Genomic DNA, 24,617 nt, shown 5'->3' on the forward strand with positions numbered 1-24,617 from the left:
GGCTTGTCCACTGCCTCTATACGACTGCCCATGAATGCCCAGACCCAGCCCTCGACAGCGTCTCTGGACGCCCGCGCCACTGCCGCACTGCTGCCATGGTCCGCCCTGGCCGATGAGATCGAAGCACTTTTGCGCCAGCTGCAAAACAGTTGCAATGTCTCGGTCCCACCACGCATCGTCATGCCGACAGCTGCGGGCAATTGCCTGTTCTGCATGCCGGCCACCGATGGCCAGGTAGTCATGACCAAGCTCATCAGTTTCACGCCAGGCAATGCCCAGGCGGGCAGACCTACCATTCAGGGCGACATCGTGGTTTTTGATGCATCAACAGGAGTGCGTCAGCTGATTCTGGACGGCCCCACCGTCACGGCCAGACGCACTGCAGCCGTATCGCTGCTGGCAGCGCGCCGCCTGGCCCCCAGGCCTCAAGGCGCGCTGCTCATCGTCGGCGCCGGCGTGCAGGGAAGCGCCCATATGCAGGCTTTTGCCCAGGGCCTCGGCACGCAGGAGGTCTGGATTCACTCGCGCAGTGCCAGCAGCGCGCAGCGGCTTGCAGACGAGGCCCGCGACCTGGGTCTGCATGCGCGCATCACCGACGACCTGGAGGAGGCCGCCCGGCACTGCCCGCTGATTGTGACCTGCACGCCCGCGCAGGCCGTGGTGCTGCATGAGGCGGCAAGACCCGATGCCTTTGTCTGCGCCGTCGGAGCCTTCACGCCGCAAATGGCGGAGCTGGATCCCGAGTTGTGCCGGCGCTTTCTGCACCAGGGCCAGATCGTCGTCGACACCGTCGATGCCGCGCACGAGGCCGGCGACCTGCTGCAGGCCGGCATTGACGTGAGCACCCTGCCCACGCTGGCCACCGTGGTGCATCAGGACTGGTCGCGCTCCACGAAGCCTGTGCTCTTCAAATCCTGTGGCTGGGGCGGCTGGGATCTGGCCGCTACCCGCCTGGCCCTGCGCCAACACCTGCTCAGGCAGCCCACCTGAACATCCTCCATTTGCTCATTTTTCAGAAGCATCAAGCCATTGATGAATAAGCAATCCATCCATTCCCAGGATTGCTTTCCCGAGCACTGACTGCGCTGAAAGCGACACCTTCCTGCCGAATTTGTCTCCCTGGTGACAAATCCCAAAAAAGCGGTTTTAATAATACTCATATTGAGTATAAATATTTAACAGCACAACTCAGGATGGAGACGATGACGATCAAAACCGTGGAATTCGACCAGCCCGCCCCAGGCAGCAGCGCCCAGTGCAGCCCAGGCCAGGCCTGGGCCAGGGTGCTGCCGCAGCAGGACAGACAGCAGCAGCGCGAGACGGCGCAGCGCATCAAGGCTCTTCTCAAGGAACGCAATGCCGTCATGGTTGCCCACTACTATGTGGACGGTGCGCTGCAGGATCTGGCACGCGATACCGGCGGCTGCGTGGGCGACTCGCTGGAGATGGCGCGCTTTGGTGCCAACCATCCCGCCAAGACCTTGATCGTGGCCGGCGTGCGCTTCATGGGCGAGACTGCAAAAATCCTCAGCCCCGAAAAGACCGTGCTCATGCCCGACGGCGATGCCACCTGCTCGCTGGACCTGGGCTGCCCGGTCGACGAGTTCAGCCGCTTCTGCGACGCTCATCCGGACCGCACCGTGGTCGTCTATGCCAACACCAGCGCTGCCGTGAAAGCCCGGGCCGACTGGGTGGTCACCTCGTCGGTAGGGCAGGACATCGTGGCCGCCCTGCACGCACGCGGCGAAAAAATCCTCTGGGCACCCGACCGCCACCTGGGCAGCCACATCCAGCAGCAGACCGGCGCCGACATGCTGCTGTGGCAGGGCAGCTGCGTGGTCCATGACGAATTCAAGGCAGACGAGCTGCAAGCCCTGGCCAACGCCCACCCCGAGGCCGCAATTCTGGTTCACCCAGAATCGCCGGCGGCCGTCACTGCGCTGGCCGATGTGGTGGGCTCCACCACCCAGCTGATTGCCGCCGTGGGCAAGCTGCCCACCGACACCTTCATCGTGGCCACCGATCAAGGCATTCTTCACGACATGCGCCAGCGCTATCCGGGCAAGCGCTTTCTGGCTGCCCCGACAGCGGGCACGGGCGGCAGCTGCAAAAGTTGTGCCTTCTGCCCCTGGATGGCCATGAACAGCCTGCCGGGCGTGGAGCGGACCCTGCTGCAAGGCAGCGGTGCCATCGAGCTTGATGCGATGCTGGGCCTGGCCGCCCGCAGGCCCATACAGCGCATGCTGGATTTTGCCGCTGCCCAGCGCCAGCCGATACGCGCCAGCGGCGAGCTGGAACGCGACGCGGCCCTGTTCCAGAACTTCGGTCCAGCCTGAGAAAGGACAAGCACCATGCCTCAATCTCAGACTTGCAGCGATGTTCTCATCATCGGCTCTGGACTGGCCGGCCTGACGCTGGCGCTCAGCCTGCCCAGCAAACTGCGCATCACCGTGCTCAGCAAAAGCAGCGCCGACGAATGCGCCAGCGCCTGGGCCCAAGGCGGCGTTGCTGCCGTGCTGGATCCCGCCGACAGCCTGGAAGCCCATGTTCAGGACACGCTGATCGCCGGCGCCGGCCTCTGCGACGAAGGCGCCGTGCGCCGCATTCTGGAGCAAGGCCCTCAGGCGATCGCCTGGCTGCAGGCCCTGGATGTGCCCTTCAGCACCGATGCAGACGGCCGCCTGCACCTGACCCTGACGCGCGAAGGCGGCCACAGCGCTCGGCGCATTGTGCATGCGACCGACCGCACCGGGCAGGCCGTACACCAGACCTTGCTGCAGGCCTGCCGAGGTCTGAAGCACATCACCTTGCTGCAGCATTGCACTGCCATGGAACTGCTGCAGGACGTGCAGCAGCGCTGCGTGGGTGCCAGCGTGCGCAATGCCGATGGCCAGCTGCAGCCTATGCTGGCCAGCCATACCGTGCTGGCCACGGGCGGCATGGGCCAGATCTACCCCAGCACTACCAATCCGGCCACGGCGACCGGCGACGGCATTGCCATGGCCTGGCATGCGGGCTGTGTCGTGCGCGACCTGGAGTTCATGCAGTTCCACCCCACGGCCTTGCAGGTGGGCGGCCGGTCCGTGGGCCTGGTCTCGGAAGCGCTGCGCGGTGAAGGAGCCCTGCTGTGCCTGCCAGACCGGCAAGGCGGGCCCGGCGAGCGCTTCATGCTGCGCCACGACTCGCGTGCCGAATTGGCGCCGCGCGACATCGTGGCCCGCGCCATCGATGGCGAGATGCGGGCACACCAGTTGCCCCATGTGCTGCTGGACATCACACACCGCAGCCGCGACTGGCTGGCCCGGCATTTCCCCGGCGTCATGGCACTGTGCGCGGCGCACGGCATAGACATTGCCACCCAGCCCATCCCCGTAGCTCCCTGTGCCCACTATGCCTGCGGCGGCGTGCAGGCTCACGTGGACGGTCGCACCGCCGTGGCCGGGCTATGGGCAATTGGCGAGGTGGCCCGCACCGGCCTGCATGGCGCCAACCGTCTGGCCAGCAACTCGTTGCTGGAGTGCGTGGTCATGGGCAGGTCTGCCGCGCTGCGCATGGCCGAACAGCCCCTGCACAAACCTGCTGCCATTCATGGCAGGCCGCACAAGCCCGGCAAGAACCTGAGCGCTGAAAGCCAGCAGGAGATGCGGCAGTCGCTGCAGCAGCTGATGCTGCACAACGTGGGCATTGTGCGCAGCAACCACAGCCTGATTGCGGCGGCCAAGCAACTGGTGCTGTGGCGTTCCCAGTGGCGCGGCGCCGACCCAGCACTGCGCAACCAGCTGGCCCTGTGCAGCCTGATGGTGGACGCTGCGCTGCAGCGCCATGCCAGCGTGGGCGCGCACTGCAATCTGGACTGGCCGGCGCTCGAAGCGGCAGCCGCCTGATCTCGCCCAGCCGCCTCCCGGGAAAGCAAAAAGCCCGCTGTATCCGCAGCGGGCTTTCTGGCGCAGCAGCAGGCTTCAGGCCTTGGGCAGGGTCACGCCATGCTGGCCCTGGTACTTGCCGTTGCGGTCCTTGTAGCTGACTTCGCATTGCTCGTCGCCCTGGAAGAACAGCACCTGGGCACAGCCTTCACCCGCATAGATCTTGGCCGGCAGCGGCGTGGTGTTGGAGAACTCCAGCGTCACATAGCCCTCCCACTCGGGCTCGAAGGGCGTCACGTTGACGATGATGCCGCAGCGCGCATAAGTGCTCTTGCCCAGGCAGACGGTCAGCACGTCGCGGGGAATGCGGAAGTACTCCACCGTGCGGGCCAGTGCAAAGCTGTTGGGCGGGATGATGCAATAGTCACCCTCGAAGTCGACAAAGCTCTTCTCGTCAAAATTCTTGGGGTCCACCACCGTGCTGTGGATATTCGTGAAGACCTTGAATTCGCGGGCGCAGCGGATGTCGTAGCCATAGCTCGAGGTGCCGTAGCTGATGATCTTCTTGCCGTCGACCTGGCGCACCTGGCCAGGCTCGAAAGGCTCGATCATGCCGTGCTGCTCCGCCATCTGACGGATCCATTTGTCGCTCTTGATGCTCATTAGAAGTCCTGTATCGCTTGATTTTTCATAGCGTTGTGCGCTCACAAATCAAGCGCAAGGCCGCTATTTTGCTTGAGAAACAATGGTTTGCTCAATCAGGCGGTCATCTCCGAGGATGATCATGGCAAACAGCAGCTCCTCCAGATTGCGCGCCTGGGCCGTCTTGCGCGCCAGCAGCGGCGTGCAGCCGGGGTTGATGACGACCAGGTCGGCCTCGCAGCCGGGTTGCAGATTGCCGATGACGCCCTGCAGGCCCAGTGCACGCGCAGCGCCTGCCGTGTGCTGCCACCACAGGTGTTGCGGCGACAGGCTCTGGCCCTGCTTGGCATGGCCCTCGCGCCCCACCACATAGGCGGCCTGCATGGTGCGAAACGGCGAGAAGCTCATGCCGCCGCCCACATCGCTGGCCAGGCCATAGAGCATGCCGGCCTGGTCGGCCTTGAGGTAGTCGAAATAGCCGCTGGCCAGAAACTGGTTGCTGGTCGGGCTGATGGCCGCCGCAGAGCGTGTGTCATGCATGAGCTGGCGGTCGGTTTCATCGAGCCAGATGCTGTGCGCATAGACGGCGCGCTCGCGCATCAGGCCGAAGTCGTCGTAGACCGCCAGATAGCTGCGCGCGGCGGGGAACAGCTCCTTGACCCAGGCAATCTCGTCGAGGTTCTCGGCCACATGGGACTGGATCCAGACATCGCCATACCTGGCTGCCAGTTCGCCCGCACCGCGCAGCTGCTCGGGCGTGCTGGTGGGCGCGAAGCGCGGCGTGATCGCATAACCCAGGCGGTCCACGCCATGCCAGCGCTGGATCAGGGTTTCGGTGTCGATCAGGCCTTGCTCGGTGTCGTCACGCACGCCTTCGGGGCTGTTGCGGTCCTGCAGCACCTTGCCGGCAATCATGCGCATGCTGCGCTTTTGCGCTGCCGTCATGATGGCATCCACCGATGCCGGATGCGAGGTTGCAAACGCCAGCGCCGTGGTCACACCGTTGCGCAGCAACTCGTTGATGAAGAAATCGGCCACGCCATCGGCATATTCGCGATCGTGGAAGCGCGACTCGTGCGGGAAGGTGTAGTTCTCCAGCCAGGGCAGCAGACCCGGGGCCGGTGCGCCGATCACATCGGTCTGCGGGTAGTGGATATGCAGGTCGACAAAGCCCGGTGCCAGCAGCTTGCCGGGCAGGTGAATGACTTGCACGCCTTCGCGCTCAAGATACTGGTCGGCCAGCGCCTGCCAGTTGCCCGCAGCCACCACACGCTGCACGCCCGCGGCATCGGGAGCAATCGCCAGCAAGGCGTCGGAGTCATAAACCGCTTGGCCGTCATCGGCGAAGCGCAGCAGGGCACTACGATAGATTTTCATGGACCAGAGCTTACGCGCCCAATCTCGCCTGCGGAACACGGCAGCGCTTATAGAGGCTATACGGCTGCGCACAGGCCAGGGCTAGCGCTATCAATAACAAAGCTGGTTTCGCCTGCAATGCATTGAATTCCTTGCAATTCATATCCAAAAACCAATATCAGTAATCGATAGCAGCTATTGTTTTAGGCAGTTCAACATCCTGAACCCTGCGCTGCAACACCGCCCTGCCCGCAGCCGTATAACTAGGCGGCGCAGCTTCTGGCCACGGCCAGAAAGGCGCGCACCGCAGGCGAGTTCTCGCGCTCGCGGTAGGCCAGCGCCATGTGCACGTTTTCCTTGAAGTCGCGCAGCGCCCTGAAGGCCACGCCCGGCTGATTGAGCAGGCGGTTCGACTCGGGCAGCACCACAATGCCGTAGCCAGCAGCAGCCAGGCTGGTCGCCGTGACGAAGTCGTTGACGCGATAGGCCTCGCGTGCCGAAAACCCGGCCGTCTCGGCCAGCCGCGCCAGCACCTCGGCAAAGCCTTCGCTTTCGTTGATGAACTGCGGCGCAATAAAGGTCTGGCCGCGCAGATCGGCCACGCTGATGGATTCATGGCGTGCCAGCGGGTGGTTCTCGGCCAGCGCCACCATGAAGGGCTCGCTGTGCACGATGACCGCCTTGACCCCCTCGGGGTAGCGACGGCGTGGCCGCAGCAGACCGGCATCGATCTCGCCCTGCTGCAGCGCCTGCAGCTGGCGCGGCGTCTCCATGGCCAACACCTGCATATGCACCTGCTCATGGCCGGGGCGGAACTGCGTGAGCATGCGCGCCAGCACCCCCGAGGTCACGGACGAGGAGATATAGCCCAGCTTGACATGGCCGCTCATGCCCTGGGCCGCCAGTTGCCCGATCTGCTGGGCCCGCTCCATATGGCGCAGCACGGCCACGGCCTCTTCGTAGAGCAGCTCGCCCGCATCGGTCAGCGTGATGGGTTTGCGCTTGTTGCGCTGCAGCAGGCGCACGCCCAGTTGCTGTTCCAGCTGCTGCACCTGCACGCTGACGGCGGACTGGGCCACGCCCAGCTTGTCGGCGGCACGTGAGAAATGCAGCTCCTGGGCCACGGTGACGAAGTGCTCGAGTTGGCGGTAGCTGAGCATGGATTTAATCTGAAATTCTTATTAAAAAATGCATTTAACCCTGTAGATCGTATCAAACAAGAAGTGTTCAATCACACCATTCCTGATTGAAGTACCCACCCACCATGAACGCTACGACCCCCCAGCAACTGATCCAGCCTGCCGCCTACGAGATCAGCACTCATCCCGAGCATCCTCGTTTGCTGAAACTGACGCTGAACGCTGAAGCCCTGAACGCCTTCCTGGCCGATGTGCGCGATATCGACGTGCAGAACCTCGAATACGTGCCCTTCATGCGCTTTCACCTGGCGCGCCGCCTGAAGGCCCACATGGGCGCCGACTTTGGCAAGACGCTGGTGAACATCATCAAGGACCGCAGGCATGGCGGCTTTGTGCTGGGTCTGGAAGGCGTGAGCCAGGATAGCGACGACTACGTGAAGTTCGGCACCGCCATCGGCCATATCCTGGGCCCGGCCAACCACGACTCCATGTCCAACAAGTACTACGCGCGCTTTCTGGTCAAGCACACCGACGCCAGCGACTCCTATCTGCGCCAGGCCTATCGATTGTTCACCATGCACACCGACGGCACCTTCGTGACCGAGGCCACCGACTGGCTGCTGATGATGAAATTCGACGAGCAGAACGCCGTGGGCGGTGAGTCGCGCTTTCTGCACCTGGACGACTGGAGCGAGCTGGACCGCTTCGTGCAAGACCCGCTGGGCGCCAGGCCCCTGCTGTACAAGGCTCCGGGCTCCAAGAACGTGAACGAACGCGTGGAACGCCCCGTGTTCTTCCACGGCGAGTTCGGCCTGTCGATCTCCTTCATCGACCAGTTCGTGCAGCCCGCCAACGACGCCGAAGCCGAATACCTACAGAATCTGTCGGAATCGATGGAAAATTCGCCCGGCACCCGCACCGTCAGCCTGCCCGCTGGCGACCTGGTGGTTCTGAACAACTACTTCTATGTGCACGGCCGCGCACCGTTCGAGCGCAACGAGCAACTGCACCGCGAGCTGATGCGTCAGCGCGGTACATTCGCTCAGTAAACCTTGAACACCTGATGTTTCTGTCACGCCCCCGTGCACCGCAAGTGTGCGGGGGCGTAGCCAGTCAAACCCCTGAATTTCGCTCCCGAGGCGCCCTACCATGGCATCGTCACAAGCCCCTGCTGCAAACGCAGCCTCCGCCCCCAAGGCGCAAGCCGCCTACGGCCAACGCGCGGGGCTTCCCCGTCATCTGCAGAACATCTTGTCGCTGCATGACTTCGAGGCCGCCGCACGCAGGCACCTGCCCCGCCCTCTGTTTGGCTATGTCTGCGGCGCGGCCGAAGACTGCGTCTCGCTGCAGGCCAACCGTGACAGCTTCCAGCAATACGGCTTCAGCTCCAAGGTCATGGTGGACGTGTCCAAGCGCAACCAGAAGGTCGAGCTGTTCGGCCAGACCTGGGACTCGCCGTTTGGCGTGGCCCCGGTGGGCATCAGCGCCATCTCGGCCTACCGTGGCGATCTGGTGCTGGCTCAGACTGCTGCAGCGAATCGCATTCCGGCCATCATGAGCGGCACCTCGCTGATCCCCATGGAAGATGTAGCCAAGGCTGCACCGTCGACCTGGTTCCAGGCCTATCTGCCCGGCGACACCACGCGCATCGACGGCCTGATCGAGCGCATCGAAGCCGCAGGCTTCGGCACCCTGGTCATCACCGTGGACATTCCCGTCTGGGCCAACCGCGAAAACAATGTGCGCACCGGTTTCTCGATGCCGCTGCGCCCCTCGCTGCGCCTGGCCTATGACGGCATCACCCGCCCGCGCTGGATGGTGGGCACCATGCTGCGCACGCTGATCAACCACGGCATGCCGCACTTCGAGAACTCGTTTGCCACGCGCGGCGCGCCTTTGCTGTCGGGCACCGCCATCCGCGACACCTCGGGCCGCGACCACCTGAACTGGAAGAACATCGAACGCATTCGCCAGCGCTGGAAGGGCAACCTCATCATCAAGGGCATCCTCAACGAAGACGATGCCGTGATGGCCACCGATATCGGCGCGCAAGGCATCGTGGTCTCCAACCACGGCGGCCGTCAGCTCGATGGCGTGGTCGCTCCGCTGCAGATGCTTCCCTATGTGGTGGACCGCGTGGGCCACCGCACGGCCGTGATGATGGACAGCGGCATACGCCGCGGCAGCGATGTGCTCAAGGCCGTGGCCCTGGGCGCGCGCATGGTGTTTCTGGGCCGCCCCTTCATGTACGCCGCCGCAGTTGGCGGTGCACAGGGCGTTCATCACGCCATCACCTTGCTGCGTGACGAAGTGGACCGCAATATGGCCATGCTGGGCGCGACATCCATGGCAGAAATCACCAAGGACTGCCTGCGCGCGACGCCGCGCTGATTTGCGGCTGGGCCTAAGATAGAACGCTTGAACCATAAAAAAGGAGAGCGTCATGCCCATGTTTGTAGACCACTCGCCCCCTGGCGAGTGCATTTTCTGCAAGCTCGTCAAAGGGGAGATTCCATCGGCCAAGGTCTATGAGGACGATTTGACCATTGCCTTCATGGACATCGGCCAGGCCACGCGAGGCCATGTGCTGGTTGCCAGCAAGCGCCATGCCGTCAATCTGCTGGAGCTGACGCCCGAGGAAGCCGGCGCCGTGATGCAGACGGCCCAGCGCGTGGCGGCCGCGGTGAACAAGGCTTTCGATCCCGACGGAATCAACATCTTCCAGGCCAATGGCGCGCCAGCGGGGCAGACGGTGTTTCACTTTCACCTGCATGTGCTGCCGCGCTTCGAGGGCGATGGCCTGTCCGTGGTCTGGCAGCGCGAGGAACCGGGCTTTGCCGTGCTGGGCGAGCTGGCCGAGAAAATCAAAGCCGAATTCGCCTGAATCGAATCACTATTAAAAAAAGAGCTTCCAGCGCTTGATGGATAAGCGCTGACAGCTCTTTTGACTTGAAACCGCTATCAATGTGATTCGGCGGTCCTGATGACATCGGCTACTTGCGCCGGCGTCACATCGCCCTTCTGACGACCCCAGCGCAGGCGCATGTAGTTCACCAGATCGGCCATGTCTTCGTGGCTGAGCTGATCGGCAAAGCCGGGCATGGCCTGCATGCGCTCGCCATGGGCCAGATCGCGCTCGGGCAGGCCTTCGCGGATCACGCGCACCAGATTCAGCGGCGTGGGGAACATGGCCGTGGTGTTGGTGTCGAGGCGCAGCGAGGAATGCGGCTGACCCTGACCATCGACGCCGTGGCAGCCTGCGCACAGACCGACGTAGATGCGTTCGCCATTGGCCGAGGTCGGGGTCTGAGGCGCTCCGGCCGCTAGCTTTACTGCGGGCTTCTCCCCCTGCATCAGATAGGCGGCCATGGCCTTGAGGTCGGCTTCCTCCATATGCGCACCCGAATGCTGGAGCACGGGGAACATGCCCATGGTCATCACACCCTGGGGCGAGAGACCGGTGCACAGAAACTGCAGCAGATCCTGCTCGCTCCAGCCGCGCTCGGCCATGGCCTTGGGGCGCAGGTCGGGGGCGTAGGCGCCTTCGATCACATTGCCGGCGAGCGACTGCCTGAGGTCCATGGCAAAGCTGCTGGTGCGCGGTGTATGGCATTCGCCGCAGTGGCCCAGGGTGTTGACCAGATAGGCGCCACGTTCCAGGGAGTTGCTGGCCTCGGGGGCCGGCGCACCCGCAGGACGCTCCAGCGCATTCCACAGTGCGAGGCCGGGGCGGATGCTGAACGGGAAGTGCATCTCCGGCTGGCGGTTGGCCACTTCCACCGCAGGTTGGGCCTGCAGCCAGACCCAGAGCGCATCGACATCGGCGCGCGTGATGTCGTGGTAGCTGGCATAAGGCATGGCGGGGTACAGGTTCTTGCGCCCCGGTGCCATGCCGCGCGCCACGGCGCGGTACAGGTCGTCGGCCGACCACTGGCCTATGCCATGCTCCTTGGAAGGCGAAATATTCGTGCCGTACAGCGTGCCCATGGGCGTGACCATGGCCATGCCTCCGGCCAGCTCGGCGCCCGTGGTGGGCGAGCTGTGGCAGGCCGCGCAGTCGGCAGCGCGAAACACCTGCAGGCCGCGGTCGAACAGCTTCTGCTTTTGCTCGGCACTGATGTTGGCAAAGTCCACCGTGGCAGGCGGCACGCTGCCGCTTGCACTGCCCGCGATATACATGCCGCCCAGCACCACCACGGCTGCGGCGGCAAGGCCTGCGGCGATCTTGGTGAACTTGCTGCGTTGAGCTTTATCCATGACGGCTGACCTCCCGCGTGCGCTGGCCCGTGGTCAGGCCTGGCGTGACCAGAATCAGGTCGCGCACGGCGTGGTAGTAGCGCACATAGCCGGTACAGCGACAGATATGCTTGTCCAGCGCGGCTTCCACGGCTTCTTCCACGGCGTTGGCATCCACGGGCCTGGCCTGCAGCTGCTCCATCAGCACGGTGGCCGAGTTCACAAAACCCGGTGTGCAGTAGCCGCACTGGAACGAGAAATGCTCCAGAAACGCTTTTTGCACGGCAGAGGCCGTGATCTGGCCCTGCTCATCGCTGCGGGCCGCGCCTTCGATGGTGCGCAGGCTTTTGCCATTGAGCCAGGCCACGCCGGTCACGCAGGCGGGCACGGTGTGCGGGCCCTTGCCGGGCTCGTCCACGATGATGGTGCAGGCGCGGCACACACCCTGGCCGCAGCCAAGGCGCGTACCGTTCATGCCCGCATATTCCTGCAGGAACTCGATCATCATCAGGTCCTTGGGCAGCTCATGCGGGCCGGTCTTTTGACCGTTGATGGTGGCGGAAAACTGGATACGTTGCTGCATCACAATGCCTTCTTGATTCGCTCCGCGCTCAGCGGCAGTTGATAGAAGCGCTTGCCGGTGGCGTGGGCCACGGCGTTGGCGCAGGCAGCGACGACGGGGATCATCACCACCTCGGCCATGCCCTTGGGCGGGTCGGTGCGCGAGACCGGAGGCAGCACATGGCCCTCGGCCGTCCACACGGCCAGCTCGCTGGCGCGCGGCAGGTGGTAGCGGTTGAAGTTCCAGCTGCCGTTGCCGGGGCCGCTCGGCCCCAGGGGCAGCTCTTCGTACAGAGCGTGGCCGATACCCATGGCCACGCCGCCCTGCAACTGGCCCGAGACCAGCTCGGGTACGATCTGCGAGCCGCATTCCAGCCAGGTCTTGTGCCCCAACAGCGTGACCTTGCCGGTGCCCGTGGATACGGCCAGTTCCACCAGCGTGGCGCAAGGCGCGTAGTACACCGCGCCCGCCGCCAGACGGTGCACCGGCGGATAGCTGATCTTGACGCGAGGCTGGAAGGCGTAGCCGGCACTGTCCATCGCGGCCTTTTTGGCGGCATCGGCACCATTGCCAAAGCGCAGGGACAGGGCATCGATCTCGGCAGCAAAGCGCTTGCCGCCCAGCTCGAACTCGGCACTGGCCCAGGAGCGGCGATTGAAGGTGTGGACGCAGACACCGGTGACCAGACCCAGCTCATGGGCGCGTGCGGCCAGACGCTCCAGCGTCAAGGGCTCCATGGCGCCGGCCACCAGCTTGCCGTCCTTCCACTCGGCCTCGTCGAGCGAGACCGGCATGCCTTGCAATGGACCGCCAAACGGATTGCCCCAGATGGACAGGGCTGCCGGCCACAGACCATGGGCCAGCAGCAGCTTGGCGGCCTGGCGCGTGGTGTGGGTGAAGTAGTAGGCAGAATTGGAGGCCGATTGCGGCGAAGTGAAGCTGGGCACCCAGTACGGGTCCTGGGACAGGCGATCCTCTTCGGCCTGGGGCGTGGAGTTGGGCTGCTCCTGCGTGTGCAAGGGCATCTCGGGCCATTTCTGGGCCGAAAACTCCACCTCGTCCACAGGGCGACCGAGAAAAGGCTCTGCCGCCAGCATCTGGGCCGTGGTGGTGCCGGTGCCGATTTCCGCCGTGATGTGCTTCATCTTGAGCTTGCCCTCGGGCGATAGCTCGATCAATGCCAGCGCGGCTTCGCCGGCGGTACCAAAGCTTTTTTGCACCGAGGCAAAACCCACGCCGTAGCGCATGCCGGGATTGGCGGCTTCGTACTCGGCCTTGCGTTGGACACGGTTCACCCACACCGGGTCCTTGGCGGCCAGGGCCAGAATCTCGCCGATGCGCAACTGGCCCGCAGGCACGGCGCCCTGGGTGTTGCGCAAGCCTGTGCGCAGCATATTCTTCTGGCGCAGGGCGATGGCGTCCATGCCGATCTGCTCGGCAATCTCATCGACCAGCATCTCGGTGGGGGCCATGGACTGCAGCGTGCCGTAGCCGCGCACCGATCCCGCCGTGACTTCGCTGCTGGGGAAGACGGCCACCGACAGATCGCTCTTGGGAAAGTAGTACACCGACTGCGAGGAAGCGACACCGAGCGTGCCCACCGAAGGGCTGAAGTTCATGGTGCCGCCGCCGTCGCCGCGCATGTCCACCGAGAAGGCCTGGAACTGTCCTTCGGCATCCACGGCAATCGTGGTCTTGAGGTCAAAGGGATGGCGCTTGAGCGCGAACTGGAAATGCTGCCAGCGGTCCAGCGCCAGCCGCACCGGGCGACCTTGCGCATACAGCGCCGCCAGACCCACGTAGAACGGGAAGGAGTGGTGCTCCTTCTGCCCGTAGCCCACCGTGTAGGCGCTCAGATAATCCATTTCCTTGAGCGCAAAGCGGCTGGCCTTGACCATGCCGACCACATGGCCCGCCGTGGCGTAGGGCGCCTGGGTGGCGCCCACCATATGCATCACGCCCCTGCTCTCTTCATACCAGGCCAGGCCGTTTTCAGGCTCCAGCGCGGCAGGCTCCATGGACTGGCTGTGGTAGTCGCGCGAGAAGACCTGGATGCCCTCGGGCGGCTGCTTGAGCAGTTGCTGGATCTGGGCCGAGTACTGCATGGCCTTGCCATGCTTGGCATCGTCCACGCCGGGCCATTGCAGCTCGGGGCCGGTCAGCTGCGGGCGCACGATGCCGTGGTACAGCGGCGCATGCAGATCGGGCTCGTCATGCCTGTCGGCTCCCATGCGCACATAGCGCGCGGCCACATAGGGCTTGCGTTTGGGCGGCGTGGCGGCTGCGCCCCACCGGAAGATGCCCTCGTTGAAGCGCAGCAGGCGCACGGCTTCGCGGTAGCGCTCGTAGTCGTGCCAGATGCCCAAGGCCACGGGCTGTCCCAGCATGGGCGAGACCTGGCCCTTGGGCAAGAAGTAGCTGCCGTAAAAACCGGGCTCGGGCATGTGCACGCCGTCGGCAGCGGCACGCTCGGCGTCCACCAGCACGTCAGGGGCAAAGTCCTTGCCCAGCACGGACAGGTCCAGACCTTCGTAGATACGGTCGGCACGCGGAACCATGATCAAAAGCGCATGGGACTGCTTGTCGGGCCAGCCCGCCATGTCGCGCGCGCGCAGATCGATGGCAAACAGCTTCTGGCCCGTGACCTTGGCCATGCCGTCGCGGCGGTAGCGCAGCCGGCCGCCGTCCATCCAGCCAGCGTCCTGACCGTTTGCCGGCTCGACCATCTGCGCCAGCGCCTGCTCCAGCGGGCGCACTCCGGCAACCACCCCCAGGGCGGCCGCAGCCTTCAAAAAGCTGCGCCGGCTCAAATCCGATTTGGGCACATTCATTCTCCAGTGAGCAAACCGAAGCGGCGGCAGGCCAGCACTCCGGTCGCAATTGACTCGCAGCGCTACCCCGCAACCGGGGCAGCGCTCGGATATCTGCACGTCGGCCGGCACTGCGACCGGCCGTCAAGGCGATATCGTTTCCAAAAAGAAAATCGATTTGGCACTTGAATTTCATCAATCTCATTTATGAATAATTGATGCAATTCCAAATTAACCAAATCGATTTGGGCAAAGTAAAGTATACAAAAACTTCTGCAATGCCTGCCGTGCGTTTCGCAATGACCGCCCGCACTCTTGAGGAATTCCATGGCCGACACGCCCAGCCAACGCATCACCATCTCCGACGTGGCCCGCGAGGCCGGTGTTTCACGCACCACGGTCTCCCACGCGCTCAATGGCCGCGGTCAGGTCGACCCGGCCACACGCCTGAAGGTGGAGGAAGCTGCTCGCAGCCTTGGCTACCGGCCCAATCGCCATGCGCAGCGCCTGCGCACAGGCGGCGCCAGCATGATTGCGCTGATGTCGTCCATGCCGTTCACGGTCTCGGGCGGGCCGTCGCGTTTGGGGTTCTTCATGGAAGTGGCTGCTGTCGCTGCCTCGTCGGCGCTTGAGCGCGGCCTGGTCATGGCGCTGGTTCCGCCCCACAAGCCCGGCCAGACCTCGCTGAACCTGCTCGATATCGACGGCGCCCTGGTCATAGAGCCGCAGGCCCGCGACCCCCAGCTGGCAGAGCTGCTGCAGCAGGGCCTGCCCGTGGTATCCATCGGCCGCCCGGGCGGCGACCATGTCAACGTGCCCTATGTCGATCTGCTGTCGGGTCCGGCTACGCAGATGCTGCTCACGCATATGCTGGCGGCCGGAGCCAGGCAGATAGGGCTGGTGGTCGGCGCCTCGGAGCGCACCTCCTACAGCCAGGCCGAGCAGGCCTATGCAGCCATGGCAGCCGGTCATGGCATGCAGCCTGTGGTGTTGCGCATGGACGAGGCCGAGGGCGAGGACGGCGGCCATGCCGCAGCCCAGCAACTGCTGGGCGAACACCCAGAGCTCGATGCCCTGCTGGTCATGGTCGATGCCTTTGCCGTGGGCGCGGCCCGCTACGCCCAGCAGGCAGGCCTGCGCATTCCCGAAGATCTGATGCTGGCCACGCGCTACGATGGTCTGCGTGCGCGCAGCTGCGAGCCGCCGCTGACGGCACTGGACCTGCATCTGGAAGACATCGCCCAGCAGGCGGTCGATCTGCTGTTCGAGCATCTGCGCGGCGACACCACGAGACGCATGGCCACCGGACCTTTGCCGACCCTGGCACTGCGCCGCTCCACGCAAAGAAAGCCCGGCTGAACCGCTTCAACCGGGCTTTCAATCACCGGACCCCAGGCTATCGGCGCTTGTGAAGACGGCCGCTGCGCCGCTCAGCAGTCACTTCGTCAAGCCGCGGCATATTCCTGAAACACTTCGTCCAGGCGCGCAATCCAGTCCTGCTTCTGCGCCTGGCTGGCAAAGCTCGCTTCCAGGCTGTTGCGCGCCAGCTGATAGGCCTCGGGCGCGCCCATGCCCGTGGCGGCAAAGAGCTGGGTGTAGTTCTCGTTGACATAGCCGCCGAAATAGGCAGGGTCGTCCGAGTTGATCATGACCTTGAGCCCAGCCGCCAGAAGGCGCGGCAGATTGTGATCGGCCAGGTCCTTGATCACGCAGAGCTTGAGATTCGATAACGGGCAGACCGTCAGCGGTATCTGCTCCTTGACCAGCCTCTGCATCAGCAGCGCATCCTGCTCGGACTGCACGCCATGGTCGATGCGCTCCACGTTCAGCACATCCAGTGCCCCCCAGATATAGGCGGGCGGCCCCTCCTCCCCGGCATGGGCCACCAGGCGCAGGCCCAGCTGCTTGCAACGTGCAAACACGCGGGCGAACTTCTCGGGCGGATTGCCCAGCTCGCTGCTGTCCAGCCCCACGCCGATAAAGCGATCACGCAGCGGCAGCGCGGCCTCCAGCGTCTGCAGGGCGCTTTCCTCGCTCAGGTGGCGCAGAAAGCTCAGGATCAGCGAAGAGGAAATGCCCTGCTCGATCTGCGCGTCGCGGCAGGCGCGATACAGACCGTTGATGACGGTCTCCATGGCCACTCCGCGTTCAGTGTGGGTCTGCGGATCGAAGAAGATTTCCGTGTGCACCACATTGTCGGCCACGGCGCGGTCCAGATAGGCGCGCGCCATGTCGTAGAAGTCCTGCTCGTGCAGCAGCACGCTGGCACCCGCGTAATAGATGTCCAGAAAGCTCTGCAGATCCGTAAAGGCATAGGCCGCGCGCAGTGCCTCCACACTGTCATAGGCCAGAGGTATCTGGTTGCGCTGCGCCAGCGCAAAAATCAGTTCGGGCTCCAGCGACCCCTCGATATGCATATGCAGCTCGGCCTTGGGCATGGCTCGCAGCAGCTGTGGCAGACGGGAAGCATCTACGGCAGGCACGGTGTTCATCTTTATTCTCCTTGGCGCTACGCGCCGTTCAATCTCTAGCCTATCAAACCGGCACAGCTCCAGCCATATGGCCAGCCCCGACAGGTCTGCGACTTCGGGCTTGCGACCGCAAGCCCGTGGCGCAGCCTCCCGGCGAGCCGCATGGACGCCCGTCTGGGGAAGGCGGCAAAGCCTCTCAGGCCTGTCTCAGCAGGTTCCGAAGGCGATCTCCTGAGCCTTCAGGAAACGGCGATAGGCCGACGACATGCGGTCGGCCGCCGAGTGCATTTCTGCGCGCGGATCCAGCGGCAGGGCCTTGGGCAGCTGCGACTCCAGCACCGGCTGGTCCTGCACAAAGATGGTGTGCTGGAAGGTCTGCAACTGCTCATCGGTCGATTCGAAGTCCGCGACCGCCAGACGGAACCAAACGCGACTGGTTTCGGGCGTGACAGGGCAGATGAACAGGCCGATCTGCTCGCGCCAGCCCTGTTTGGAAGTGCCCTCTTCGGGAATCTTGGTCAGCACGGCGGTGTAGGCAGCAGTCACCTCGTAGGTGTATTCCACCTCGGCCGCCTGGGTGGAGTGCAGATTGGACTGGGGCTGCACAGCCTTGCAGCCTGTCGCCAGCACGCCGGTGGAGGTGCTCTCCACCTTGTAGGCGGCAATGGCCGTGGCTTCACGGCTGCCCAGCCAGCCTTCGTGCACAAAGCCGAAGTGGGACATGTCGAGGAAGTTCTCGATGATGCGCGGTGCACTGGCCGCCACATCGTAAGGCCCGCAGTTCACCTTGCGCAGATGCTCGTCCGTCTCTGCCGCGAACACCGGCAGCTGGCTGTCGGAAGACTCCAGGCGCACCCAGATCAGTCCGTAGGCTTCCTGCACCTCGAAAGCCTGCACGCGCTGCGATGCAGGGGGTGTGAAATCTGGCACGGCGGGCACCTTCACGCACTGGCCCCCGGAAGAGAATTGCCAGCCGTGATAGGGGCATTCCAGATGCCCGTTCTCCACCCGCCCCATGGACAGGCGTGCACCGCGATGCGGGCAGCGGTCCACAAAGGACTGCACCAGCCCCTCGGCATTGCGCCACAGCACCAGCGGCTGTTCCAGCAGCCGCACGGAAAACGGCGCGCTCACCACATCGGAGGATTGGGCAACAGGATGCCAGAGGGTACGTTCAGTCATGGGGATACTCGTCATTATCGAAATACAAAGGGCCGCTCTGCGGCGGCCCTGTCGCTGCAAGTCGTGTCTGCACAACTGCTAACAGCCAACACTACCCGGCAAACCCCGGGGTCTGCCTGAAGACATGCGCCACAGGCCGCAATCGGTGCGACGAGGCGGCGCCATGCCTGACCAGCAGTGCTTACTTGGCGTCGCCACCTGGCACTTTGCCTTCAACGCCCTTGACGTAGAAATTGATGCCTTTGAGGAAGCCGTCATCGGCAACCTTGTCGGCAGCGATCAGTTCCTTGCCGTCCTGGCCGGTGATAGGGCCCTTCCAGATGGTGAATGTACCTTCCTTCAATCCCTTTTTCACATCCTCAACCTTTGCCTTGAGTTCGGCAGGAATGTCGTCAGCCAGTGAAACGATGTCGATCACGCCCTCCTTGACGCCCCACCAGGTCTGACGGCTGGTCCACTTTCCTTCCAGCGCGTTGCGGGTGGAATCGATGTAGTAAGGCGCCCAGTTGATGATGGACGAGCCCAGGTGAGCCTTGGGACCGTAGGCTGTCATGTCCGAATCCCAGCCGAAGGCACGCTTGCCCTTTTCCTCGGCAGTCTTCAGCACTGCAGGCGAATCGGTGTTCTGGAACAGGATGTCGGCGCCGCCGTTGATCAGGCTGGTCGCAGCTTCGGTCTCCTTGGGAGGGCTGAACCATTCGTTGACCCAGACCACCTTGGTCTTGATCTTGGGATTCACGGACTGGGCGCCCAGGGTGAAGCTGTTGATATTGCGGATCACTTCGGGAATAGGCACAGAGCCCACCACGCCCAGGGTGTTGGACTTGGTCATGCCACCGGCAATGATGCCGGCCAGATAGGCACCTTCGTAAGTGCGGCTGTCATAGGTGCTGACATTGGCGGCGGTCTTGTAGCCGGTGGCGTGTTCCCACTTCACATCGGCGAACTCGGGGGCCAGCTTCTGGATCACGTCCATATAGCCGAAGGTGGTACCGAACACCAGCTTGTTGCCCTGCGAAGCCATGTCGCGCAGCACGCGCTCGGCATCGGCACCTTCGGGCACGCTCTCCACATAGCTGGTCTTGATCTTGTCACCGAACTCTTTTTCCAGGGCTTTGCGGGCCTGGTCATGGGCAAAGGACCAACCACCGTCGCCCACCGGGCCGACATACGCAAAAGCAATCTTCAGAGGCTCCGGAGCAGCGGCCGCAGGAGCGGCAGCGGGGGCTGCTGCCGGCGCAGGTGCTTCTTCCTTCTTGCCGCAGCCCACGAGAGCGGCCGAGGCCACAGCCGTCAGTGCGGCGACCTTGATCAATGAACGCTTGTGCAAATCAGTCATTAAAGTTTCCTTGGAACAAAGAGTGAGGTTTGAAACCGATAGGAGCGCAAGCCCATGGATACCGGTTACACCTTGGGCAATATATGCATAAACTGCGCCAAATTGCAGATAGGTATCCTGAAAACGACAGCGCAAAAAGAAAGGCCCCTCGGGGCCTTTGATCGGACGCTGGTCAGACGTCCCGCAAACAGTGCTTATTTGGCACCAGGCACCTTGCCTTCGATGCCGTTCACATAGAAGTTGATGCTGCGCAGCCAGGCATCATCGGCAACCTTGCCAGCTTCCAGCAGTTCCTTGCCGGTATTGTCCTTGATGGGACCTGTCCAGACGGCGAAGGAGCCGTCCTTCAGGCCGGCGCGGGCCTTATCCACCTTGTCCTTGATTTCCTGGGGCACGTCGTCAGCGATCTTCTTCAGGTCGATGGCGCCTTCCTTCACACCCCACCAGAAGTTGCCGGTCTGCCACTTGCCTGCCAGCGTGTCTTCCACCACCTTGCTGTAGTAGGGAGTCCAGTCGATCACGGCAGAGCCCAGATGAGCCTTGGGCGCGAAGCCGCTCATGTCGCCGTCCTTGCCGAAGGCACGGGCACCGCGCTCCTCGGCCGTCTTCAGCACGGCGGGAGAATTGGTGTTCTGGTACATCACGTCCACGCCGCCGTTGATCAGGCTGTTGGCGGCTTCGGATTCCTTGGGAGGAGCAAACCACTCGTTCACCCAGACCACCTTGGCCTTGATCGATGGGTCTATGCTCTGAGCGCCCAGCACAAAGCTGTTGATGTTGCGCACCACTTCGGGGATTGGCACCGAAGCCACCACGCCCACGGTCTTGGTCTTGGTCATGGCACCCGCCACGATGCCGGCCAGATAAGCGCCTTCAAAGGTCTTGGTGTCGTACACGGCTGCGTTGTCGGCCGTCTTGTAGCCGGTGGCGTGCTCGAACTTCACATCCTTGGCATCGGCGGCGACCTTTTGCACAAAGTCCTGATAGCCGAAGCTGGTGGCAAAGACCAGCTTGTTGCCCTGGCCGATCATGTCGCGCATCACGCGCTCGGCGTCGGCAGACTCGGGCACGCTCTCGACCATGGAAGTCTCGATCTTGTCGCCGAACTTCTCCTGGATGGCCTTGCGGCCCAGCTCGTGCTGGTAGGTCCAGCCGCCGTCGCCGATGGGGCTCACATACATGAAGCCGATCTTGAGCTTGTCGGCAGCAGGAGCAGCCGCAGGTGCGACGGCAGGAGCCGCTGGTGCCTCCTCCTTCTTGCCGCAAGCGGTCAGCACAGCCATGGAAACAGCCGACAGGCCGATCATCTTGATCAGAGCGCGTTTGCCCAGAGTTGTCATTGGAGTTGTCCTCTCGTTATTTTTGAAAAGCGGATTGCACCACATTTGGGCATCACGCTCCAGGGTAGAAGGGTTTTCCCAGGGAGGCCGGCATATTGGCCCGAATCCAGGTCGGATTGCGCGAGATCAGCACCAGCACCACGATGGTGGCCAGATACGGCAGCATGGACAGAATCTGGCTGGGCACCTGAACTCCGGTGGCCTGCAGATGGAACTGCAACATGGTCACGCCGCCAAACAGATAGGCGCCCAGCAGGACGCGGGCTGGTCGCCAGGTCGCAAAAGTCGTCAGCGCCAACGCGATCCAGCCTCGACCCGACACCATGTTCTCCACCCACAGCGGCGTGTAGACCACCGAGATGAAGGCACCCGCCAGACCGCACATGGCACCGCCAAACATCACGGCCATCAGACGGATGCGGCGCACAGGATAGCCCAGGGCATGGGCTGACGAGGGCGACTCGCCGACCGAACGCAACACCAGGCCCGCACGCGTGCGGTAGAGAAACCAGACCATCAAGGCGGCCAGCACGATGGCGCCATATACCAGCGGGTGCAGCGTGAACAAGGCCGGGCCCACGAGCGGCAGATCTGCCAGGCCCGGGATGGAGTACTTGGGTAGCTCAGGCAGCTTGGCCTGTACATAGCCCAGGCCCACGAAAGCCGAGAAGCCCGCGCCGAACAGCGAAAGCGCAAGACCGGTTGCATACTGATTGGTGTTGAACCAGATCACCAGTCCCCCGAAGATGGCGGCCAGCAAGGCCCCTGCCAGCATGCCCGCACCAAAGCCCATCCAGGTGTTGCCGGTGTGTACGGTAGCGGCAAAACCCGCAATGGCAGCGCAGAGCATCATGCCCTCGGCACCGAGATTGACGATGCCCGATTTTTCATTGATCAACAGGCCCAGGGCCGCCAGCGCCAGAACAGTGCCGGCGCTGAGGGTGGAGCCCAGCAGCAGTGCATAGGATTCCATGGATCAGGCTCCCTTCACTGCAGAAATGACGCTACTGGCTTTTTTCGCCGCCCAGCGGATGCGGTAGGCCACCAGCGTGTCGCAGGCCAGCAGCGCGAACAGCAGCAGACCCTGGAAGACGCCTGTCAGCGCCTTGGGCAGGCCCAGGCGCGACTGCGCCAGCTCGCCACCGATATAAAACATGCTCATGAGAATGGCCGAGAAAATCATGCCCACAGGATGCAGGCGCCCCACAAAGGCCACGATGATGGCCGCAAAGCCGTAGCCGGCGGGCACATAGGGCGTGAGCTGACCCAGAGGGCCAGCGACTTCCAGCGCTCCCGCCAGACCGGCTGTGGCGCCGGAAATCAGCAGCGCCGTCCACAGTGCCTTGCGCGAGGAAAAACCGGCATAGCGTGCCGCCGATGGCGCCAGGCCGCCGACTTGCAAGGCGAAACCCGCACGCGTGCGAAACAGGAACGCCCACAGCAGACCAGCTCCCACCAACGAGATGATGACGCCGATATTCATGCGCATGCCCTGCACCAGCCGAGGAATCTGGGTAACACGCTCAAAGCTCTTGGTCTGCGGAAAGTTGTATCCCATGGGGTCCTTCCAGGGACCATAGACCAGATAGCCCAGCACCAGCGTGCCCACATAGACCAGCATCAGGCTGACCAGAATTTCGTTGGCGTTGAAGCGGTCGCGCAGCAAGGCCACGATGCCCGCCCAGAGCATGCCGCCCAGCATGCCGGCGATCAGGATGGCTGGCACGATCCAGGGACCTGTGGTCTTGTCGGCCAGCAAGGCAATGCCGCCTGCAGCCACCGCCCCGATGACGAACTGACCTTCGGCACCAATATTCCAGACATTGGAGCGAAAGCATACGGCCAGCCCCAGTGCAATCAGCAACAAGGGCGTGGCCTTGACAGCCAACTCGCCCAAGGCATAGCCCGATTTGATGGGTTCCCAGAAAAAGGCCTGCAAGCCCTTGACCGGATCCTTGCCCAGCAGGGCGAACAGGCAGACCCCGACCAGCACGGTGATCAGCAACGCCAGAATCGGCGAGCCATAGGTCCAGAACTTGGACGCCTGGGGACGTGGTTCCAGCTTAAGCATGGGCACCTCCCTGCACGACCGCCGCATCCCACAGGCCGCTCATCCATTCACCTATCTGCTGCACCGTGGCAGCCGCTCTATCCACCGATGGACTCAGGCGGCCCTTGGCCACCACATGCAGGCGGTCACAAATCTCAAACAACTCGTCCAACTCCTCACTGACCACCAGCACGGCGCAACCCTGGTCGCGCAGCTTGAGAATCTCGCCCCGAATCTGCGCAGCAGCTCCCACATCCACCCCCCAGGTGGGCTGAGAGATGATGAGCAGACGTGGTTTGGCATCAATTTCACGGCCCACGATGAACTTCTGCAGATTGCCTCCCGACAGCGACTGCGCGGCCGAATTCGGGCCGCCGGCCTTGACGTTGAAGCGACCGATGATGTCCCGCGCCTGCGCCTGCAGAGCCGCCATGCGAATCCAGCCGCCCTTGCCAACTGCGGTCTTGCGCGTCAGCAACAGGTTGTGGGCCAGACCCATGCTGGGCACGGCTCCACGCCCCAGGCGCTCCTCTGGCACAAAGTGCAGACCCATGCCACGGCGCCTGCCCGGGCCCATACGCCCCACGCCTTTGCCCAGCAACTGCACGGCCTCTGCCTCGGAACGCGTGTCCTCGCCGGACAGCGCATACATCAGCTCTTTCTGGCCGTTGCCGGAGACGCCCGCAATACCGACGACTTCGCCCGCACGCACCTGCAGCGCAATGCTCTGCAGATCGACACCGAAAGGGTCCTGGCTTTTGAGCGACAGGCCCTGCACACGCAGCACGGTATCGCCGGTATTTGCACTGCGGTGCTCCAGCTCCGGCGGCTCCGAGCCGATCATCATGCGCGACAGAGAAGCATTGGTCTCGTTGGCCGGGTTGCACTCCCCCGTCACCACACCACCTCGCAACACCGTACAGGCCGTGCACAGCGAGCGGATTTCATGCAGCTTGTGGCTGATGTAGAGGATGGAGCAGCCTTCCGCGGCCAGGCGGCGCAACACCACAAACAGCATTTCCACGGCCTGGGGCGTGAGCACCGAGGTGGGCTCGTCCAGAATCAGCACGCGGGGATTGGTCAGCAGGGCACGGATGATTTCCACGCGCTGCATTTCGCCGACGGAAAGCGTGTGTACAGGACGATGCGGGTCCACCTCCAGCCCGTAATCACGGGCCGTGGCCTGAATGTTCTCGATCACCCTGGCCAGTGCAATGCTCTTGTCCAGGCCCAGCCAGACGTTCTCGGCCACGGTCAGCGTGTCGAACAGGCTGAAATGCTGGAACACCATGGCAATGCCCAGTGCCCGGGCTTCCTGCGGATTGCGGATCTGCACCGGCTTGCCGTCGACCAGGATGGCTCCCTCGTCAGGCTTGACCGCACCATAGATGATCTTCATCAGCGTGGACTTGCCAGCGCCGTTTTCGCCCAGAATGGCGTGGATCTCGCCGGGCTTAACTTTCAGCGATACCTTGCTGTTTGCAACCACAGCCGGGTACCGCTTGGTAATACCCTCCAGCTGCAAACGCGCAGGCGCACTCGCAGATGGGGAATGTGTCGGGGGGGGATTCATCGCTGGATTGTCTCTCAATTCAAATAACAAATTGACTCAAACAGGCTCTACGCG

At 63.4% G+C, this 24,617-nt stretch carries 20 protein-coding genes; 7 read left to right on the forward strand and 13 right to left on the reverse strand.

All coding sequences use genetic code 11. The annotated features are described in order from the left end of the window. Positions 1-30: 30 nt before the first annotated feature. The 3 genes from NOX35_RS20420 to nadB all read left to right on the forward strand — a co-directional run bounded on the left by NOX35_RS20420 (position 31) and on the right by nadB (position 3,884). Positions 31-990 (forward strand): delta(1)-pyrroline-2-carboxylate reductase family protein, encoded by a 960-nt coding sequence (locus NOX35_RS20420; protein WP_256494531.1) that lies wholly within the window; start codon positions 31-33, stop codon positions 988-990. Positions 991-1,193: 203 nt separating this feature from the next. After that, on the forward strand, positions 1,194-2,336 hold the full coding sequence (nadA, locus tag NOX35_RS20425; protein WP_371878498.1) for a quinolinate synthase NadA: 1,143 nt from the start codon (positions 1,194-1,196) through the stop codon (positions 2,334-2,336). A gap of 15 nt (positions 2,337-2,351) precedes the next feature. Continuing rightward, complete coding sequence (gene nadB, locus NOX35_RS20430) at positions 2,352-3,884, forward strand: L-aspartate oxidase (RefSeq protein WP_256494533.1); 1,533 nt, start codon at positions 2,352-2,354, stop codon at positions 3,882-3,884. A gap of 75 nt (positions 3,885-3,959) precedes the next feature. Here the strand turns inward: nadB and dcd are convergent, their stop codons facing one another. From dcd to NOX35_RS20445, 3 genes are all read right to left on the reverse strand, one after another. Further along, complete coding sequence (gene dcd / locus NOX35_RS20435; protein ID WP_003052512.1) at positions 3,960-4,526, reverse strand: dCTP deaminase; 567 nt, start codon at positions 4,524-4,526, stop codon at positions 3,960-3,962. 63 nt (positions 4,527-4,589) lie between these two features. Continuing rightward, entirely contained in the window at positions 4,590-5,882 is a 1,293-nt protein-coding gene (gene guaD / locus NOX35_RS20440; RefSeq protein ID WP_256494536.1) for a guanine deaminase, read from the reverse strand. A gap of 242 nt (positions 5,883-6,124) precedes the next feature. Continuing rightward, a complete protein-coding gene (locus NOX35_RS20445; RefSeq protein ID WP_182283997.1) occupies positions 6,125-7,021 on the reverse strand; it encodes a LysR family transcriptional regulator in 897 nt (298 codons plus the stop codon). A 104-nt stretch (positions 7,022-7,125) separates the two neighbouring features. Here NOX35_RS20445 and glaH point away from each other — a divergent pair, with 104 nt between their 5' ends. The 3 genes from glaH (at position 7,126) to NOX35_RS20460 (ending at position 9,884) form a co-directional block, all read left to right on the forward strand. Further along, on the forward strand, positions 7,126-8,049 hold the full coding sequence (gene glaH / locus NOX35_RS20450; RefSeq protein WP_182283999.1) for a glutarate dioxygenase GlaH: 924 nt from the start codon (positions 7,126-7,128) through the stop codon (positions 8,047-8,049). Between the two features lie 100 nt (positions 8,050-8,149). Then, the gene (locus tag NOX35_RS20455; protein WP_256494538.1) at positions 8,150-9,391 is read left to right on the forward strand and encodes an alpha-hydroxy acid oxidase; all 1,242 of its coding nucleotides are present in this window, start codon (positions 8,150-8,152) and stop codon (positions 9,389-9,391) included. 52 nt (positions 9,392-9,443) lie between these two features. After that, positions 9,444-9,884, forward strand: a complete 441-nt coding sequence (locus tag NOX35_RS20460; protein WP_182284003.1) for an HIT family protein — start codon at positions 9,444-9,446, stop codon at positions 9,882-9,884. A gap of 77 nt (positions 9,885-9,961) precedes the next feature. Here NOX35_RS20460 and NOX35_RS20465 read toward each other — a convergent pair whose 3' ends face one another. The 3 genes from NOX35_RS20465 to NOX35_RS20475 are packed head-to-tail and all read right to left on the reverse strand — an operon-like array spanning position 9,962 to position 14,629. Further along, a complete protein-coding gene (locus NOX35_RS20465) occupies positions 9,962-11,257 on the reverse strand; it encodes a cytochrome c (protein ID WP_256494539.1) in 1,296 nt (431 codons plus the stop codon). Beyond that, entirely contained in the window at positions 11,250-11,819 is a 570-nt protein-coding gene (locus NOX35_RS20470) for a (2Fe-2S)-binding protein (RefSeq protein ID WP_182284007.1), read from the reverse strand. Before NOX35_RS20470 ends, NOX35_RS20465 begins: the two co-directional genes overlap by 8 nt. Next, positions 11,819-14,629, reverse strand: a complete 2,811-nt coding sequence (locus tag NOX35_RS20475) for a xanthine dehydrogenase family protein molybdopterin-binding subunit (RefSeq protein ID WP_256494540.1) — start codon at positions 14,627-14,629, stop codon at positions 11,819-11,821. The genes NOX35_RS20470 and NOX35_RS20475 overlap by 1 nt, the downstream gene beginning before the upstream one ends. 306 nt (positions 14,630-14,935) lie before the next feature. Between NOX35_RS20475 and NOX35_RS20480 the strand changes: the two genes are divergently transcribed. Beyond that, positions 14,936-15,967, forward strand: coding sequence for a LacI family DNA-binding transcriptional regulator (locus NOX35_RS20480; protein ID WP_256494542.1), 1,032 nt, complete (start codon positions 14,936-14,938; stop codon positions 15,965-15,967). Positions 15,968-16,053: 86 nt separating this feature from the next. On the opposite strand, the gene NOX35_RS20485 is transcribed toward NOX35_RS20480, so the two are convergent. The 7 genes from NOX35_RS20485 to NOX35_RS20515 form a co-directional block, all read right to left on the reverse strand. After that, on the reverse strand, positions 16,054-17,100 hold the full coding sequence (locus NOX35_RS20485; protein WP_256494544.1) for an adenosine deaminase: 1,047 nt from the start codon (positions 17,098-17,100) through the stop codon (positions 16,054-16,056). A 186-nt stretch (positions 17,101-17,286) separates the two neighbouring features. Further along, complete coding sequence (locus tag NOX35_RS20490; RefSeq protein ID WP_182284015.1) at positions 17,287-18,261, reverse strand: aromatic ring-hydroxylating dioxygenase subunit alpha; 975 nt, start codon at positions 18,259-18,261, stop codon at positions 17,287-17,289. A 181-nt stretch (positions 18,262-18,442) separates the two neighbouring features. Continuing rightward, positions 18,443-19,600, reverse strand: a complete 1,158-nt coding sequence (locus NOX35_RS20495; RefSeq protein WP_182284017.1) for a BMP family ABC transporter substrate-binding protein — start codon at positions 19,598-19,600, stop codon at positions 18,443-18,445. A gap of 194 nt (positions 19,601-19,794) precedes the next feature. Next, a complete protein-coding gene (locus tag NOX35_RS20500; RefSeq protein WP_256494545.1) occupies positions 19,795-20,940 on the reverse strand; it encodes a BMP family ABC transporter substrate-binding protein in 1,146 nt (381 codons plus the stop codon). Between the two features lie 52 nt (positions 20,941-20,992). Next, the gene (locus tag NOX35_RS20505) at positions 20,993-21,913 is read right to left on the reverse strand and encodes an ABC transporter permease (RefSeq protein WP_003073332.1); all 921 of its coding nucleotides are present in this window, start codon (positions 21,911-21,913) and stop codon (positions 20,993-20,995) included. Positions 21,914-21,916: 3 nt separating this feature from the next. Further along, positions 21,917-23,011 (reverse strand): ABC transporter permease, encoded by a 1,095-nt coding sequence (locus tag NOX35_RS20510; RefSeq protein WP_182284021.1) that lies wholly within the window; start codon positions 23,009-23,011, stop codon positions 21,917-21,919. Further along, complete coding sequence (locus NOX35_RS20515) at positions 23,004-24,563, reverse strand: ABC transporter ATP-binding protein (protein WP_182284023.1); 1,560 nt, start codon at positions 24,561-24,563, stop codon at positions 23,004-23,006. Before NOX35_RS20515 ends, NOX35_RS20510 begins: the two co-directional genes overlap by 8 nt. Positions 24,564-24,617: the final 54 nt, after the last annotated feature.

Source organism: Comamonas sp. C11 (genome assembly GCF_024496285.1).
Taxonomy (GTDB): Bacteria; Pseudomonadota; Gammaproteobacteria; order Burkholderiales; family Burkholderiaceae_C; genus Comamonas; species Comamonas testosteroni_F.

Coding starts and splice junctions, on each gene's coding strand:
- NOX35_RS20460 (WP_182284003.1), top strand. CDS start 9,444: ATGCCCATGTTTGTAGACCACTCGCCCCCTGGCGAGTGCATTTTCTGC.
- NOX35_RS20475 (WP_256494540.1), bottom strand. CDS start 14,629: ATGAATGTGCCCAAATCGGATTTGAGCCGGCGCAGCTTTTTGAAGGCT.
- NOX35_RS20455 (WP_256494538.1), top strand. CDS start 8,150: ATGGCATCGTCACAAGCCCCTGCTGCAAACGCAGCCTCCGCCCCCAAG.
- NOX35_RS20445 (WP_182283997.1), bottom strand. CDS start 7,021: ATGCTCAGCTACCGCCAACTCGAGCACTTCGTCACCGTGGCCCAGGAG.
- NOX35_RS20510 (WP_182284021.1), bottom strand. CDS start 23,011: ATGCTTAAGCTGGAACCACGTCCCCAGGCGTCCAAGTTCTGGACCTAT.
- NOX35_RS20470 (WP_182284007.1), bottom strand. CDS start 11,819: ATGCAGCAACGTATCCAGTTTTCCGCCACCATCAACGGTCAAAAGACC.
- NOX35_RS20420 (WP_256494531.1), top strand. CDS start 31: ATGAATGCCCAGACCCAGCCCTCGACAGCGTCTCTGGACGCCCGCGCC.
- NOX35_RS20485 (WP_256494544.1), bottom strand. CDS start 17,100: ATGAACACCGTGCCTGCCGTAGATGCTTCCCGTCTGCCACAGCTGCTG.
- NOX35_RS20500 (WP_256494545.1), bottom strand. CDS start 20,940: ATGACAACTCTGGGCAAACGCGCTCTGATCAAGATGATCGGCCTGTCG.
- NOX35_RS20495 (WP_182284017.1), bottom strand. CDS start 19,600: ATGACTGATTTGCACAAGCGTTCATTGATCAAGGTCGCCGCACTGACG.
- glaH (WP_182283999.1), top strand. CDS start 7,126: ATGAACGCTACGACCCCCCAGCAACTGATCCAGCCTGCCGCCTACGAG.
- NOX35_RS20505 (WP_003073332.1), bottom strand. CDS start 21,913: ATGGAATCCTATGCACTGCTGCTGGGCTCCACCCTCAGCGCCGGCACT.
- guaD (WP_256494536.1), bottom strand. CDS start 5,882: ATGAAAATCTATCGTAGTGCCCTGCTGCGCTTCGCCGATGACGGCCAA.
- NOX35_RS20480 (WP_256494542.1), top strand. CDS start 14,936: ATGGCCGACACGCCCAGCCAACGCATCACCATCTCCGACGTGGCCCGC.
- dcd (WP_003052512.1), bottom strand. CDS start 4,526: ATGAGCATCAAGAGCGACAAATGGATCCGTCAGATGGCGGAGCAGCAC.
- NOX35_RS20515 (WP_182284023.1), bottom strand. CDS start 24,563: ATGAATCCCCCCCCGACACATTCCCCATCTGCGAGTGCGCCTGCGCGT.
- nadA (WP_371878498.1), top strand. CDS start 1,194: ATGGAGACGATGACGATCAAAACCGTGGAATTCGACCAGCCCGCCCCA.
- NOX35_RS20465 (WP_256494539.1), bottom strand. CDS start 11,257: ATGGATAAAGCTCAACGCAGCAAGTTCACCAAGATCGCCGCAGGCCTT.
- NOX35_RS20490 (WP_182284015.1), bottom strand. CDS start 18,261: ATGACTGAACGTACCCTCTGGCATCCTGTTGCCCAATCCTCCGATGTG.
- nadB (WP_256494533.1), top strand. CDS start 2,352: ATGCCTCAATCTCAGACTTGCAGCGATGTTCTCATCATCGGCTCTGGA.